16 protein-coding genes are annotated in these 15226 nt (G+C 64.1%); 5 read left to right on the forward strand and 11 right to left on the reverse strand.

The annotated features are described in order from the left end of the window. Window positions 1–179: 179 nt before the first annotated feature. The 7 genes from ACSSVQ_RS05790 to coxB all read right to left on the reverse strand — a co-directional run bounded on the left by ACSSVQ_RS05790 (window position 180) and on the right by coxB (window position 6191). Entirely contained in the window at window positions 180–932 is a 753-nt protein-coding gene (locus tag ACSSVQ_RS05790) for an SURF1 family protein (protein ID WP_454181401.1), read from the reverse strand. Next, on the reverse strand, window positions 929–1330 hold the full coding sequence (locus ACSSVQ_RS05795; protein WP_454181403.1) for a DUF983 domain-containing protein: 402 nt from the start codon (window positions 1328–1330) through the stop codon (window positions 929–931). The genes ACSSVQ_RS05790 and ACSSVQ_RS05795 overlap by 4 nt, the downstream gene beginning before the upstream one ends. A 113-nt stretch (window positions 1331–1443) precedes the next feature. Beyond that, window positions 1444–2286: a cytochrome c oxidase subunit 3 gene (locus ACSSVQ_RS05800; protein ID WP_454181405.1), complete on the reverse strand. Its 843-nt coding sequence runs from the start codon at window positions 2284–2286 to the stop codon at window positions 1444–1446. Between the two features lie 101 nt (window positions 2287–2387). Beyond that, the gene (locus tag ACSSVQ_RS05805) at window positions 2388–2591 is read right to left on the reverse strand and encodes a hypothetical protein (protein WP_293325034.1); all 204 of its coding nucleotides are present in this window, start codon (window positions 2589–2591) and stop codon (window positions 2388–2390) included. Beyond that, window positions 2588–3556, reverse strand: a complete 969-nt coding sequence (locus tag ACSSVQ_RS05810; RefSeq protein ID WP_454181407.1) for a heme o synthase — start codon at window positions 3554–3556, stop codon at window positions 2588–2590. The genes ACSSVQ_RS05805 and ACSSVQ_RS05810 overlap by 4 nt, the downstream gene beginning before the upstream one ends. 125 nt (window positions 3557–3681) lie before the next feature. After that, window positions 3682–5286, reverse strand: a complete 1605-nt coding sequence (gene ctaD / locus ACSSVQ_RS05815; protein WP_293325021.1) for a cytochrome c oxidase subunit I — start codon at window positions 5284–5286, stop codon at window positions 3682–3684. A gap of 59 nt (window positions 5287–5345) precedes the next feature. Then, complete coding sequence (gene coxB, locus ACSSVQ_RS05820) at window positions 5346–6191, reverse strand: cytochrome c oxidase subunit II (RefSeq protein WP_293325018.1); 846 nt, start codon at window positions 6189–6191, stop codon at window positions 5346–5348. Between the two features lie 517 nt (window positions 6192–6708). Here coxB and ACSSVQ_RS05825 point away from each other — a divergent pair. Together ACSSVQ_RS05825 and tldD are read left to right on the forward strand one after the other, a co-directional pair. Then, on the forward strand, window positions 6709–7116 hold the full coding sequence (locus ACSSVQ_RS05825; protein ID WP_293325015.1) for a hypothetical protein: 408 nt from the start codon (window positions 6709–6711) through the stop codon (window positions 7114–7116). Between the two features lie 180 nt (window positions 7117–7296). Continuing rightward, window positions 7297–8730: a metalloprotease TldD gene (gene tldD / locus ACSSVQ_RS05830; protein WP_454181410.1), complete on the forward strand. Its 1434-nt coding sequence runs from the start codon at window positions 7297–7299 to the stop codon at window positions 8728–8730. Between the two features lie 188 nt (window positions 8731–8918). Here the strand turns inward: tldD and ACSSVQ_RS05835 are convergent, their stop codons facing one another. The 3 genes from ACSSVQ_RS05835 to ACSSVQ_RS05845 form a co-directional block, all read right to left on the reverse strand. Further along, window positions 8919–9053 carry a hypothetical protein gene (locus ACSSVQ_RS05835; protein ID WP_454181411.1) on the reverse strand — a complete coding sequence of 45 codons (135 nt, stop codon included), beginning with the start codon at window positions 9051–9053 and terminating at the stop codon, window positions 8919–8921. A 68-nt stretch (window positions 9054–9121) separates the two neighbouring features. Next, a complete protein-coding gene (locus ACSSVQ_RS05840; protein WP_454181413.1) occupies window positions 9122–10486 on the reverse strand; it encodes a glutamate--cysteine ligase in 1365 nt (454 codons plus the stop codon). A 140-nt stretch (window positions 10487–10626) separates the two neighbouring features. Then, window positions 10627–11424, reverse strand: coding sequence for a 16S rRNA (uracil(1498)-N(3))-methyltransferase (locus tag ACSSVQ_RS05845; RefSeq protein ID WP_454181415.1), 798 nt, complete (start codon window positions 11422–11424; stop codon window positions 10627–10629). Window positions 11425–11493: 69 nt separating this feature from the next. Here ACSSVQ_RS05845 and ACSSVQ_RS05850 point away from each other — a divergent pair, with 69 nt between their 5' ends. From ACSSVQ_RS05850 to ACSSVQ_RS05860, 3 genes are all read left to right on the forward strand, one after another. After that, window positions 11494–12003 carry an NUDIX hydrolase gene (locus ACSSVQ_RS05850; RefSeq protein WP_454181417.1) on the forward strand — a complete coding sequence of 170 codons (510 nt, stop codon included), beginning with the start codon at window positions 11494–11496 and terminating at the stop codon, window positions 12001–12003. A gap of 14 nt (window positions 12004–12017) precedes the next feature. Then, window positions 12018–12926 carry a 4-hydroxybenzoate octaprenyltransferase gene (gene ubiA / locus ACSSVQ_RS05855; protein ID WP_454181418.1) on the forward strand — a complete coding sequence of 303 codons (909 nt, stop codon included), beginning with the start codon at window positions 12018–12020 and terminating at the stop codon, window positions 12924–12926. A 286-nt stretch (window positions 12927–13212) separates the two neighbouring features. After that, complete coding sequence (locus ACSSVQ_RS05860; RefSeq protein WP_454181420.1) at window positions 13213–13818, forward strand: 2OG-Fe(II) oxygenase; 606 nt, start codon at window positions 13213–13215, stop codon at window positions 13816–13818. Between the two features lie 103 nt (window positions 13819–13921). On the opposite strand, the gene ACSSVQ_RS05865 is transcribed toward ACSSVQ_RS05860, so the two are convergent. Further along, complete coding sequence (locus ACSSVQ_RS05865; RefSeq protein WP_454184656.1) at window positions 13922–15205, reverse strand: MFS transporter; 1284 nt, start codon at window positions 15203–15205, stop codon at window positions 13922–13924. Between the last annotated feature and the right edge of the window lie 21 nt (window positions 15206–15226).

Here is a 15226-nt window from a genome sequence, read left to right on the forward strand (position 1 = left end):
ACGGCGATCCATTCCGCCCGCCAATCGCGGCGTAACCTATCGCCGCGCGGTGAGGAAGGCAATCGGGGGTAAGGAGGTACGGCAACGATGATGTGAATGGGTTTTCACTTCATACGTTTTTCGTCATGCCCCGGACAAGCCCGGCCATGACGGGTCGGCTTGGGGACTGCATATCGTCCCTACCCCTTCGGTCGACCGACCCGCCCCCGCGCCACATGGAAGGCGATATAGATGCCCAGCAGCACGACCGCGAGACCGTACCAGGTCAGCGCATAGTCGAGATGATTGTTGGGCAGGTCGATCCGGGTCCGGCCGGGTTTGGGCCAGGTGCCGTCCGGCACCTTGCCGTCCGCCTCGATCAGGAAGGGCGCGACCGGGCTCACCTCGGCGGCCTCGGCCATCGTTGCGATATCGCGCACCATCCAGATATTTCGCTGCGGATCGTCGGCGGCGGAGAAGGCGCTGCGCTTTTCGCTCCGGCGCAGATAGCCGGTCAGCGTGACCTCGCCTTCCGGCTCGCTGCCGGGGCGCTTTGCCGGATCGGCCAGCGCCTGCGGCACGAAGCCCCGGTCCACCAGCACATAGGCGCCCTCATCCCCCGGACTGTCCAGCTTCAACGGCGTGATGAGCGCAAAACCGGGCTGGCTCGTGTCGCGATCCTGCGTGAAATAGCGCATCTCGCGGTCATTGAGGAAATGCCCCGTGACCGTGAAGGGGCGGTATTCGAGATTGTCGAGATCGAGCGAGGCCCAGTCCTTCCGCAGCGGCAGCGGACGCGGCGTTTCCGCCATGCGGGCTTCCATTCGCGCGATGAGATCCGTCTTCCAGTGCAAGCGCTGTACCTGCCAGGTGCCGAGCCCGAGCAGGATGGGCAGCATGACGAGCGTCAGAACCGTGGGCCAGAGAAGCGGCCTGAAAATCCCGTTGCTCACTTCGCGTCCCCGTCATCCTGCGTCTCCACCACATCGTGCAGCCGGCCTTCCCGCGCGGAGTGGCGGTATTGCTGCGCGACCAGCCAGCCCTTCAGTGGGCGCAGAAGCCCGAGCGGCAGAATGAGGATGAGCGGGATCCACAGCACGGCGTGGACCCAGTAGGGCGGGTGCCAGGTGAATTCCACCCAGAGCGCGAGCCCGACGACGATGAAACCCACGATCATCATGATGAAGACGGCCGGGCCGTCGCCCGCATCGGCAAAGCCATAGTCGAGGTCGCAGACATCGCATTTCGGCTTGAGGTCGAGAAAGCCCTTGAAGAGCCGGCCTTCTCCGCAGCGCGGGCAGCGGGCGCGAAGCCCTGCGCTTACCGGCGAGACGTCCTTTTTCTCTTCCATATCCATGCCCTTCCAAGCGGGTGAGTACGAAACGATAAGGGGCGGGCCCGCATCCTCGCGGCCCCGCCCCCTCTTGTTCCCGGTCCGGGCGGCTTAAAGCGCCCGGCGCGAATTCAGTGCCCGGCGGCAGCCGCGCCGCCTGCCGAACCCCAGATATAGATGCTGGCAAACAGGAACAGCCAGACCACGTCCACGAAGTGCCAGTACCAGGCCGCCGCTTCGAAGCCGAAATGCGCCTTCGGCGTGAACGCGCCGCCCGCAGCGCGGATCAGGCAGACGATCAGGAAGATCGTGCCGACGATCACATGGAAGCCGTGGAAACCGGTCGCCATGAAGAAGGTCGCGCCATAGATGTTGCCCGCGAAGGAGAAGGCGGCGTGATGATATTCATAGGCCTGCACGGTGGTGAAGATCAGGCCCAGAATGACGGTGGCCAGCAGACCCTGCACCAGACCCTTGCGGTCGTCATGCAGCAGCGCGTGATGCGCCCAGGTCACCGTGGTGCCCGAGGTCAGCAGGATCAGCGTATTGATCAGCGGCAGATGCCAGGGGTCGAAGACCTCGATGCCCTGGGGCGGCCAGTGACCGCCGGTAAAGGCGACGCGCGCGGCCTGAATGTGCTCGCCGGTAAACAGGCTCGCATCGAAGAAGGCCCAGAACCAGGCGACGAAGAACATCACTTCCGACGCGATGAACAGGATCATGCCGTAGCGCAGGTGAAGCTGCACCACCGGCGTATGATCGCCTTGATTGCCTTCGCGGATCACATCGCGCCACCAGCCGAACATGGTGTAGAGCACGATGGCCAGGCCGATCAGCGCGAACCAGGGCTGCGCGCCATGGAACCACTCGATCGCACCGGCCGCCATCACAAAGGCGCCGACCGAACCGACAAACGGCCAGGGGCTCGGATTGACCAGGTGATAGTCGTGATGTTTGCTGTGGGCGTCAGCCATTTCCCCTCATCTCCACTTCACGTTTCCGGGCGCTCCGGGCGCCCCAAGAAACCGGCATATACCAGTCCGATTATATCGCGCTTGGAAGGCAGCGCACCCCGTCACAACGGACGGCTTGCGATATTGCCCCCGAGCTTGGCGATGGTGACCACGAAAAACAGCACCACCAAAGCCACCAGCACCCAGGCAATCGCGACATTGCGCTGCCTGCGGCGCTTCACCATTGCCTCATCCCAGTGCGGCGCCTCGATCTTGTGGCGGTTCCGCTCCCGGGCTTCTTCTGTCGTCTCTTCCTCGCCGCTCATGAAAAGACCGGCGCAATCCCCGCCATCTTCTCGACCAGCAGGAGCGAGAAGATGAGGAAGAGATAAAGGATCGAAAATCCGAAAAGCCGCATCGCGGCCTTGTTCCGGGCCGTGATGTCGCCATCGGCCGCCGGCGCGGTGCGCGCCAGGCGCGCGGCGAGCGCCAGGAAAATGAGACCGAGGGCTGTCGTCACGCCTGCATAGAGCCATCCGGCAAAGCCGAGCGCCACCGGCGACAGGGTGACGGGCACCAGCAGCAGCGAATAGAGCATGATCTGGCGGCGCGTCTCGCGCTCGCCCGCCACGACGGGCAGCATCGGCACGCCCACCTCTTCATAGTCGCCCGACTTGCAGAGCGCGAGCGCCCAGAAATGCGGCGGCGTCCACATGAAGATGATGAGAAAGAGAGAGATCGACTGGAGCGACACATCGCCCGTCACCGCCGCCCAGGCGATCATGGGCGGGAAAGCGCCTGCCGCGCCGCCGATCACGATGTTCTGCGGCGTGGAGCGCTTCAACCACATCGTATAGACGACGGCATAAAAGAAGATGGTGAAGGCAAGCAACGCGGCCGCCGTCCAGTTCACCAGCGCGCCCATGACGAAGACCGAGCCCGCCGCCATTACCGTGCCGAAGACGGCGGCTTCCTGCGGCGTCACGCGGCCCGACGGAATGGGGCGCGTTCTGGTGCGCGTCATGCGGGCGTCGATATCGGCGTCGTACCACATGTTCAGCGCGCCGGAGGCCCCTGCCCCCACGGCGATGCACAACAGCGCGGTGAAGCCGATGACCGGGTTGATCCCGCCCGGCGCCACGACAAGGCCCACCAGCGCGGTGAAGATGACCAGCGACATGACGCGCGGCTTCAGCAGCTCGAAGAAATCCCCGGCCGTGCCCATGCCGCCCTGAGCGGAGGCGATGGAGCCGTCGGCGAATTTCGTATCTGTGAAGGCCGTATCGGACATTTAGAGGCCGGTCCCCAGCATTGTCTTGAGAAAACTCGTTTCCGAATTCAAACCGTCCGCCCCCGCAAACGGGGAGGGACGAAGATGCTCCGGCCGGGTTGCCCCGGCCGGAAAGCGTTTCGTTCTTACTTGATCCGCGGCAGTTCGGAGAACTGATGGAAGGGCGGCGGAGAGGACAGCGTCCACTCCAGCGTCGTTGCGCCCTCGCCCCACGGATTGTCGGCTGCCTTCTGCTTGCGGATGAACGCGAGCGCCATGCCGATGAAGAAGATGCCGAGCGCGGCTGCCGAGATATAGGCACCGATGGAGGAGATGAAGTTCCAGAAGGCGAACGCATCCGGATAATCCACATAGCGGCGCGGCATGCCCTGCAGGCCGAGGAAGTGCTGCGGGAAGAAGATCATGTTCACACCGATGAACGTGACCCAGAAGTGCAGCTTGGCCCAGAACTCGGAATACATGTAGCCGAACATTTTCGGGAACCAGTAGTACCAGCCCGCGAAGATGGAGAACACGGCGCCGAGCGACAGCACGTAGTGGAAATGCGCCACCACGTAATAGGTGTCATGCAGCACGCGGTCCGCACCGGCATTGGCGAGCACGACGCCCGTCACACCGCCGACCGTGAACAGGAAGATGAAGCCGAAGGCCCAGAGCATCGGCGCCTTGAACTCGATGGAGCCGCCCCACATCGTGGCGATCCAGGAGAAGATCTTCACGCCCGTCGGCACCGCGATCACCATGGTGGCCGCGACGAAATAGGCCTGCGTGTTGACCGAAAGGCCGACCGTGTACATGTGATGCGCCCAGACGATGAAGCCCACCACGCCGATCGCAACCATGGCGTAGGCCATGCCGAGATAGCCGAACACGGGCTTGCGCGAGAAGGTCGAGACGATCTGGCTGATCATGCCGAAGCCCGGCAGGATCATGATGTACACCTCGGGGTGACCGAAGAACCAGAACAGATGCTGGAACAGGATCGGGTCGCCGCCGCCGGAGGGCTCGAAGAAGGTCGTGCCGAAATTGCGGTCCGTCAGCAGCATGGTGATGCCGCCTGCGAGAACCGGCAGGGCCAGCAGCAGCAGGAAGGCGGTCACGAGCACCGACCAGACGAAGAGCGGCATCTTGTGCAGCGTCATGCCCGGGGCGCGCATGTTGAAGATGGTGGTGATGAAGTTGATCGCACCCAGGATCGACGAGGCGCCGGCGAGATGGAGCGACAGGATCGCGAAGTCCATGGCCGGTCCGGGCGAGCCCGTGGTGGAAAGCGGCGGGTAGATCGTCCAGCCGCCGCCGAAGCCGTTCGAGCCGACCATGCCGGGCACGAAGAGCGAGACGACGAGCAGGCCGAAGGCCGCCACGAGAAGCCAGAACGAGATGTTGTTCATCCGCGGGAAGGCCATGTCCGGCGCGCCGATCATGATGGGCACGAACCAGTTGCCGAAACCGCCGATCATCGCGGGCATCACCATGAAGAAGATCATGATGAGACCATGCGCGGTGATGAACACGTTATAGAGCTCGACGTTCGAGAAGATCTGGATCCCCGGCTCCATCAGCTCGGCGCGCATGGCGACCGAGAGAGCGCCGCCGATCACGCCGGCCATGATCGCGAACAACAGGTACATCGTGCCGATGTCCTTGTGGTTCGTCGAATAAAGGTAACGGCGCCAACCGGTGGGATGATCCTCGTGTTCGGCGTGCGCGCCAGCAGCTTGCCCTGCCATATTTCTACCCTTCGTTTCTCAACACTTGTTCGCGAACTTGCCTAAAGCGGTCTTTGGCCTCAGCGGACCGCGGTCGCCGCGGTCGCATCGGCCAGCTTCACCTTGTTGTCGGTGTCGGCGGAAGCCGTCTGCGTCGCTACCCAGGCCTTGTAGTCGTCCTTGGAGACGACCTTGATATTGATCGGCATGAAAGCGTGATTGGTGCCGCAAAGCTCCGAGCACTGGCCGTAATACATGCCGGTCTTGTCCACCCGGAACCAAGTCTCGTTGAGACGGCCCGGAATGGCGTCCACCTTCACACCGAAGGCGGGCACCGCGAAGGAATGGATCACGTCGGAAGACGTCACGATCACGCGCACGGTGGTGTTCACCGGCACGACCATCGGTTCGTCGGCGGTGAAGAGGCGCGGCTCGCCCGGCTTCAGATCCGCATCGTCCTTCATGATGCTCAGGATATCGATACCGTCATCGGGGTATTCGTAGGACCAGTTCCACTGATGCCCGATCGCCTTCACCGTCAGGTCGGACGGCGGAATGACCACTTCCTTGTAGAGAAGGCGGAAGGAAGGAATGGCGATCGCCACCAGGATCATCACCGGGATCACGGTCCAGGCGACCTCGAGCAGCGTATTGTGCGAGGTCTTGGACGGCGTCGGGTTGGCCTTGCGATTGAAGCGCACCGCCACGATCGCCATCAGGGCGGCCACGAAGACCACGATGATCGTGATGATGGGGAGAAGAATGTCGTTGTGAAAGATGTGGATGTCGTCCGCGACGGTCGTCGCGGCGGGCTGCAGCGTGATACCGCCATCCACCGGATTGGCCAGGGCCGACCCGATAAAGCCGTCGAAGTGCCCGGTGGCCAAAAACAGTGCCACGAGCGCGAAACCGATCAGAAACCGCATGCTTTTCCCCAGCATTTCCACTCCAGTCCAGCGACTTGCCTCGGGGGCGCCGCGAAAGGGCGGCCTTGGGCCTGCCTCATACCGCTTCAATGTCGCTTACCCCCGTCGCCCGGTATTCCAGGCGCATCTCGGGCGTCAGAAACCATAAACCTTGCGCCATCGCAAGCGCCCAAAACGATCTTCCGGCGATTGAAATGGCCCTAGAGCGGCAATTGCCCCTCAATTTGGAGGACAGCGGACACGTTCCCCTTCACGCGAATACGCGATCGCCGCTGCCGTAACCTCCCTTGGCGCAGGAGTATAGTCCCGCGCGCGCCAGCCGCCAGATGCCCTGCAAGGCTTTGCGACGTTTTGCCACAACGGACATGTTAATTCGTCGCATTGCGTATTTCAAAAACCCTAATAATTAAGGGGGTTTTGGCGCGCTTTTCTGACGCCCCGCTGGCCCCGGCACCCCCCAGGCATTACATTGGAATCAGTCGACAGCCGGATGCATTCGCAGCCCGAAAGGCCAGTTATGCGTGACGAATCCCTGATTCACTTCCACCACGGACGGCGGATTTCCGCGGGTCTCCACCTGCCCCGCAACGGCGCCGCCGCGCCGGAACTCATCGCCGAGGCCGCGCCCTGGCTGGATCCGCGCGATCCGGGCCGCTGCGTCGTGGGGTTCTGCGCCGCCCATCCCGACATGGTGGGCGATGTGACGAATGCCCCGCCCCCGGGCTGGGAAAACTGGGGATTTAATGAGTGGGACCAGTGGTTCGGGCGAATCAACGGCGTCTTCCTCGTCGATCTGGAGACGCTGCGCGTCGTGCAATACCCGCTCTATTCCTGCGGCGGCCAGACGGTCCCTTGCGATCTCTCCGGCCTGCCCCGCCGGCTGGTGCCGGTGGAAGACTGGCTGGAAGGGCAGAAAACGCCGTAATGTCGTTGTTATGGAGAGTGGCCCGGAGAAACAGTCAGCTCTTCGACTTGCCGCCTCTGGATGCCCGGATCCAGTCCGGGCATGACATAACTACATAAGGTTGTCATTGCCGGGCTTGACCCGGCAATCCAGCGCTTGAATCTGAGAACAGCACCCCATTCGCCTCGAAAGCAGACACCCATGACCACCGACTCCGACGATCTCTTTTTCAGCCAGACCGGCCTCGACCGCTCCCGCGTGGAGGCGCAGGTCGGGGAGGCGCTGCACAACTCGGACGATGGCGAGCTTTTCCTCGAATTCCGCCAGTCCGAAGCTCTCGGTTTCGACGATGGCCGCCTCAAGACGGCGAATTTCGATACGCAGCAGGGGTTCGGGCTGCGCTGCGTGGCGGGCGAATCGACCGGCTATGCCCATGCCTCTGAACTGTCCGAAGAGGCGCTGAAGCGCGCGAGCGACGCCGTGCAGGCGGTGAAACAGGGCGGCAGCTTCACGCTGGCCGAAGGCCCGGCGCGCACCAACACGCATCTTTATTCCGACGAAAACCCGCTCGGCGCGCAGAGCTTCGAGGACAAGGTGAAGCTTCTCGCCGAAATCGATTCCTATGCGCGCGGCAAGGACCCCCGCGTGCAGCAGGTCTCCGCCTCGCTGGCCGGCGAATGGCAGGCGGTGGAGATCATCCGCGCGGACGGCGCCATCGTCCGCGACATCCGCCCCCTCGTCCGCCTCAATGTTTCCGTCACGGTCGGCGAAGGCGAGCGGCAGGAGACGGGCTCCTATGGCGTCGGCGGGCGCATGGGCTACGACATCTTCATCGCGCCCGACCAGTGGCGCTCCCAGGTGGACGAGGCGCTGCGTCAGGCGCTCACCAATCTGGACAGCGTCGCCGCGCCCGCGGGCGAAATGGACGTGGTGCTCGGCCCGGGCTGGCCTGGCATCCTGCTGCATGAAGCGATCGGCCACGGGCTCGAAGGCGATTTCAACCGCAAGAAGACGTCGGCCTTCGCAGGGCTCTTGGGTGAGCGCGTCGCCGCGCCCGGCATCACCGTCGTCGATGACGGCACGCTGGCCGACCGGCGCGGATCGCTCACCGTGGACGATGAAGGCACGCCCACCTCGCGCACGGTCCTCATCGAGGACGGCATCCTCAAAGGCTATATGCAGGACCGTCTGAACGCCCGCCTCATGGGCATGGCCGCCACCGGCAACGGGCGGCGCGAATCTTACGCGCATCAGCCCATGCCGCGCATGACCAACACCTACATGCTCTCGGGCGACAAGGACCCGGGCGAAATCCTCGCCTCGGTGAAGAAGGGTCTTTACGCCGTCTCCTTCGGCGGCGGTCAGGTGGACATCACGTCGGGCAAGTTCGTCTTCTCCTGCACCGAGGCCTACATGATCGAGAACGGCAAGATCGGCGCACCGGTCAAGGGCGCGACGATCATCGGCAACGGCCCGGACGTGCTGACCCGCGTTTCGATGATCGGCAACGACATGAAGCTCGACCCCGGCATCGGCACCTGCGGCAAGGGCGGCCAAGGCGTTCCCGTCGGCGTCGGCCAGCCGACACTGCTGGTGAACGGCCTCACGGTCGGCGGCACGGCGCAGGCGGCGTAAGCGGCGCAAAAAGCCAGGTGTCATCCCGGCCCTCCATGCATGTGGACGAGGCCGGGACCCACTCGCTTCATCCCTTGCCACTGCGCCAACCTATGCTGTCACCCCGGGCTTCGTCCCGGGGTCCAGGGCCGCAAGCACTGAATCAGTTGCCCCTGGATCCCGGCACAAGGCCGGGACGACACCAATCCCTAAAGCCGCTCCACGAACTCGTTCATCTCCCCGTCGCTCCGCAGGCGGAAGAACTCTTCCGTCCCGATGGTGGCTTGACTGAAGGTGGGCTCCCCCATTTTCCCGTCATGGCCCGGCTTGTCCGGGCCATCCACGACTTACCGCCGAGAAGACGTGGATGCCCCGCATAAAGCGGGGCATGACGCCCCCTCAAGAAAAACTTCTAAAACGCGAACTCGTCGAAGACCGGCGCCACCGAGCCGTTCCAGCGGCCGTTATAGAGCGCGAGCAGTTCTTCCGCGGGCGTGCGATTGAGATGCACGATGTCTTCAAGCGTGGAGAGGAAGATCGTCTCGTCCGCGCCGGCGCCGTCGCCCTGCGCACGCGCCGTGAGCCCTGCGCGGGAAATATTCAGCACCTGCTTCGCCACGTCGCCGAGCGTACCCTGCCGGAACGGCGTGTTGAGCCCCAGGCGCGGCACTTCATTGCGCAGCGTCTGGCGCTCCTCGTCCGTCCAGTCCTTGACGAGGTCCCAGGCGGCATCGAGCGAATTCTGGTCGTACATGAGGCCGACCCAGAAGGCGGGCAGCGCGCAGATGCGGCTCCAGGGCCCGCCATCCGCGCCGCGCATTTCCATATAGTTCTTGATGCGCGCCTCGGGGAAGATCGTCGTCAGATGGTTGTTCCAGTCGCCGCGCGTGGGCAGCTCGCCCTTCATGCCCGGCAGTTCGCCCTTCAGGAAGTCGCGGAAGGACTGGCCGGTGACATCGATATATTTCCCGTCGCGATAGACGAAATACATCGGCACATCGAGCGCATAGTCGACCCAGCGCTCGAAGCCGAAGCCCTCCTCGAAAACGAAAGGCACCATGCCGGCGCGCTCATTGTCCGTATCGGTCCAGACATGCGAACGATAGGAAAGATAGCCGTTCGGCTTTCCTTCCGTGAACGGAGAATTGGCGAAAAGCGCGGTCGCCAGCGGCTGCAACGCGATCCCGACGCGCAGCTTCTGCACCATGTCGGCTTCCGACGCGAAGTCGAGGTTCACCTGCACCGTGCAGGACCGGTACATCATGTCGAGACCCATGGTCCCGACCTTCTTCATGTACTCGGTCATGATCTTGTAGCGGCCCTTGGGCATGACGGGAATTTCGTCGCGCCGCCAGTTGGGCGTGAAGCCGAGCCCCAAAAAGCCGATATCGTGCTCGGCGGCGACTTCCTTCACCTGCGCGAGGTGGTCATGCACTTCCGAACAGGTCTGGTGGAGATTTTCCAGCGGCGCGCCCGACAGCTCGAACTGGCCGCCCGGCTCCAGCGAAATATTGCCGAGCCCGTCGCCTTCCAGCCCGATCAGATAGCCGCCTTCCTCGATGGGCTTCCAGCCGAAGCGCTGCATGCCTTCGAGAATCGCGCGAATGCCATGTTCCCCGTCATAGGCGACGGGCGAGCGGTCTTTCAGGCGGAAAGGGAATTTCTCGTGCTCTGTGCCGATGCGCCAGTCCGCCTTCGGCTTGTTGCCGCGCTCCAGCGCCCAGATCAGATCGTCGCGGCTCGAAATGGGCTCAGGCCCTGCAACCAGGATACTCATATAGGCCCCTTCCCGGACTTTCCGCCTTACTCGGCTTTAGCGGCCGGCGCTTCCCGAGCAGAGCCCCCAGAAGTGATCCGGTCTTTCAGTTCGCCAAGATGTAGGAGCGGATGGGCAAAGAGGCAAGCCCCCGCTGCCCCTCACCAATCCCCCAGGATGAGCCCGGTCACGGCGAGCGCGGCAATGGCGGCGGTGTCGGCCCGCATGATGCGGGGGCCGAGGGAGAGCGCAGTCGTGTCTTTTCGCGCCCGCAGCATCTCGCGTTCCTCCGGCGCGAAGCCGCCTTCGGGGCCGACGACCACCGCCAGCGGCTTGCCCTTCAGGCCTTCCTTTTCCAGCCGTTCCAGCACGCCCCGCGCGCCGCCCGGCTCCTCGCTCTCGTCGCAGAACAGGATATGGCGCCCCGGCGCGATCTCGTCCCAGCGCTTGATCAGCGCGTCGAGTTTTTCCATTTCGCGCGCTTCCGGCACCGCCACGAGGCCGCATTGCTCGGCGGCTTCCACCACATTGGCCTGCAACCGCTCATCCTTCACGCGGGAGACGATGGTGCGCCGCGTCTGCACGGGCTGGATGACGCTCGCGCCCATTTCCGTCGCCTTCTGCGCGATGAAGTCGAGCCGCGCCTTCTTCACGGGCGCGAAAAGAAGCCAGATATCGGGCAGCGGTTCATGCGCCCGCGTCCGCGTCTCCACGGCCAGCGTCGCCGCCTTTTTGGAGGCCGATTCGATCTGCGCCGCCCATTCCCCGTCGCGCCCGTTGAAAAGGAGCACGCGCGCCCCCTCGCCCATGCGCATCACATTCACGATGTAGTGAGACTGGTCCTTGCCGAGCGTCAGCGACGCGCCTTGCGCGAGCGCTTCCTCGACATAAAGCCGCGTCTTGCCGGTCGCACAATGAGTGGGTGCATGATGTGGGGGGCTGTCTTTATCGTCCTGCATGAAGGCTTGCCTGATGAATCGGGAGGGTCGAGTGTCGCACGGACGAAAGATCAGGATAAGAGGGAGGTCATGAGCGAAATCCGGACAAGGCCCACCGCCCGCCTTTTGCCCTTCTCGCCGGACGGGCGGCTGTTGCTGGTGCGCATGCATGACCCGAATGTCGGCGGGCCGGACGGCGCGGTTCTGCGCGAGGCCTATTGGGTCACGGTGGGCGGCGCGGTCGATGAGGGCGAGACACTGGAAGAGGCCGCCCGGCGCGAACTCAAGGAAGAGACCGGCCTCGACGAGACGACAGCGAGGCTCGGCCCGCCCGTCTGGTACACGGAGCATGTCCTGACCGTGCATGGCGAGAAGCGTCTGTTGCAGGAAACCTTCTTCCTCGCCAACGCCCTCACCACCGAGCTCACACATCAGGGCCTCGAAGACAACGAACGCGAGGTGATCGAGACCATGAGATGGTGGGAGCCCGCCGCGCTTCTCGCCAGCCCCGATACGATCTTCCCGACCTCGCTCAAGCATCATCTGCCTGCGCTATTGCGTGGCGAAGTGCCCGACACTGTAATACACATCGACCCATGACAGACGAGCAGACGATGCAGGACAGAGTGGCGGACGCCGCGCCGGAAAACTGGGTGGACGCCTATGCGCCCGCCTTCACGCGGCCTTATCTGCGACTTGCCCGCGCGGACCGGCCCATCGGCACATGGCTGCTCCTGCTGCCGGGCTGGTGGTCCATCGCGCTTGCCGCCGACCTTCTGCCCAATATCTGGCTGATGGTCCTCTTCGGCGTCGGCGCGTTCGTCATGCGCGGCGCGGGCTGCACCTATAACGACATCGTGGACCGCGATTTCGACGCGCAGGTCGCGCGCACGCGCTCGCGCCCCATTCCGTCGGGCGCCGTCAGCCTCAAAATGGCCTGGGCCTTTCTGGCGCTTCAATGCCTCATCGGCCTCGGCATATTGCTGCTGCTCACGCCCTTTGCCATCGGGCTCGGTATCGCCTCGCTTGCGCTCATTGCCGCCTATCCCTTCATGAAGCGCATCACCTATTGGCCGCAGGCCTGGCTCGGCCTCACCTTCAACTGGGGCGCGCTGATGGGCTGGGCCGCGGTGACGGACAGCCTCGCGCTGGCACCGGTCATCCTTTATGTCACCGGCATTGCCTGGACCATCGGCTACGACACGATCTATGCGCATCAGGACAAGGAAGACGACGCACTGATCGGCGTGAAATCGACCGCGCTGCGCTTCGGGCGCGAGACGGTGCTCTGGATGTGGCTCTTCTATGGCCTCACGGCTCTAGGCCTGCTGCTCGCCGGGCTCGCCGCCGGGCTCGGCTGGGGCTTCTACATTCTCTGGCCGCTCGGCGTTCTCCACCTTGTGCAGCAGATCCTCCGCCTCGACACGGAAGACCCCCAGCTCTGCCTCTCGCTCTTCAAGTCCAACCGCGATTTCGGCCTGATCATCCTGGTGGCGATCGTGGCGGGCGCGCTGACGGGGTAAAAGACGCTAACAGGTAAAGCAGGTGTCATCCCGGCGAAAGCCGGGACGACAGCTGTGCCTTTCGGTTTCTCCTGAAAACACAAAGAAGGCCGTCATCCCGGGACTTGTTCCCGGGATCCACTCGCGTTGCAATTCGGGGAAACGTGGATTGGGTCCCGGCTTTCGCCGGGATGACACTGCTGGTTGGGGGTCCGCGCCTGCACCACCCTTCCCTCTTGCCAAAACCGCCCTTTGCCCCCCATATCGAAAGCCTTGGTGGCAGGGGCCGCCTTTGGATGTCACGCCCATGCGTCCCGCAATCATTCCCGGTCATTTGCAGGCCGGTTACGGCAACCGTCTCGCGCCCAATTACGTCACGCTGCCCGGCATTCTCTCGCCGGAGGAATGCGAACGCCTGATTGCGCGCTTCGAAACGCGCGAGCTTGAGGATGGCGGGTTGGTGGGAGAGGTCTCGGCACCCGATGTGCGCCGCGCCGATCTCGTCTGGCTCGATGCCGACCGCGTGGACCAGTGGGTGCTCACGCGCATGATGACGCTTGTCGCCGACGCCAATCGCGAGATGTTCGATTTCGTGCTGGGCGGCTTCGACGAGGCGCTGCAGCTCACCCGCTACCGGGCGGATGCGCTCGGCCATTACGACTGGCATGCCGATCGCGGCGGCGCCGGCTTTTCCCGCTTCCGCAAGCTCTCCGTCGTGGTGCAGCTTTCCCAGCCGGAGACCTATGAAGGCGGCGATCTGGAAATCAACGCAACGGGCATCGTCGAGGCGATGCCGCGCGACCGCGGCATGGCGATCCTCTTCCCCTCCCATGCGCTCCACCGCGTCACGCCGGTAACGAACGGCACGCGGCACTCGCTGGTGACCTGGGTGCACGGGCCGAATTTCCGGTAGCTCTTCCCAATAGCCGTCATGCCCCGCTTCATGCGGGGCATCCACGTCTTGGCGGCAGGAAAGAAAGACGTGGATGGCCCGGACAAGCCGGGCCATGACGTGATTATTGAGCGGGCGGCTTCACATCCTCAAGCCGGTCCACCTTCCTGAGATCCGGGAAGAGCCACATCCACAGGCCCACCACGCCGAGCGTCCCCAGCCCGCCGATGATGACGGCGGGCACCGTGCCGAACCAGGCCGCCGTCACGCCGCTTTCGAACTCGCCGAGTTCGTTCGACCCGCCGATAAAGAGCATTTCCACCGCGCTGACGCGTCCCAGCATCACGCGCGGGGTTGCCAGCGGAATGATGGTGGAGCGCACATAGACGCTCACCATATCCGCCCCGCCCATCGCCACCAGCGCGCCCAGCGACAGCAGGAAATGCGTGGAGAGGCCAAAGACAATGGTCGCGACGCCGAAGAGCCCGATACAGCCGAACATCCACAAGCCGGTATGGCGCGAGGGCGGCTTCCAGATGATGAGGAAATTCACAAGGAGCGCGCCGATGGCCGGGCCCGAGCGCATGAGGCCCAGCCCTTCCGGCCCGACATGCAGAATGTCTTTCGCAAAGACCGGCAGCAGCGCCACCGCGCCGCCCAGCAGCACCGCGAAAAGATCGAGCGAGATCGCGCCCAGCACGATGGGCGTGCGGCGCATGAAGGCGATGCCCGCCATCACGCGCTCGATGCCGCTGATGGCCGGTCCCTGCTGCTCTTCCGCCGCCTGCGGTTTGCGGATCAGCGAGAAGGTGAGACAGGAGAGCGCAAAGAGCACCGCGCAGGTGCCATAAGCCGCCGCCGGCCCGAAGATGTAGATCGCACCGCCCAGCGCCGGACCCGCGATCACCGCCACCTGAAAGGTCGACGAGCTGACGGCGATGGCGCGCGGCAATTCATGGGCCGTCACCAGCATCGGCACGAAGGAGCGCGCGGCGGGCGCCATCACGGCGCGCGCGCAGCCGAAGGCGACCAGCACGGCGTAGAAATATCCCGGTGTCGTCGCGCCCGTCACGGTGAGCCAGATCAGTGCGCCCGCGCTCGCAGCCTCCGTCAGTGTCGCCGCGCCGACGATGAGGCGGCGGTCCACCCGGTCGGCAATGTCGCCCGCCGGCAGCGTCAGCACCACCATGGGCAGAAACTGCGCAAGCCCCACAAAGCCCAGCGCCAGCGCGCTGCCCGTCAGATCGTAGATCTGCCAGCCCACCGCCACCGACTGGATCAGCATGGCCAGCGTCGCGGCGAAACGGCCGGAAAGATAGAAGACGAGATCGCGGTTGCGCATCAACTGCCCGAGCGTCGGCATCGGCGCGGGTACGGTCGAATCGTCTGTCGGTGAGGTCGTCATGATCGCGCGTTTATGCCGCAAAGA

Source organism: Parvibaculum sp. MBR-TMA-1.3b-4.2, assembly GCF_053628815.1.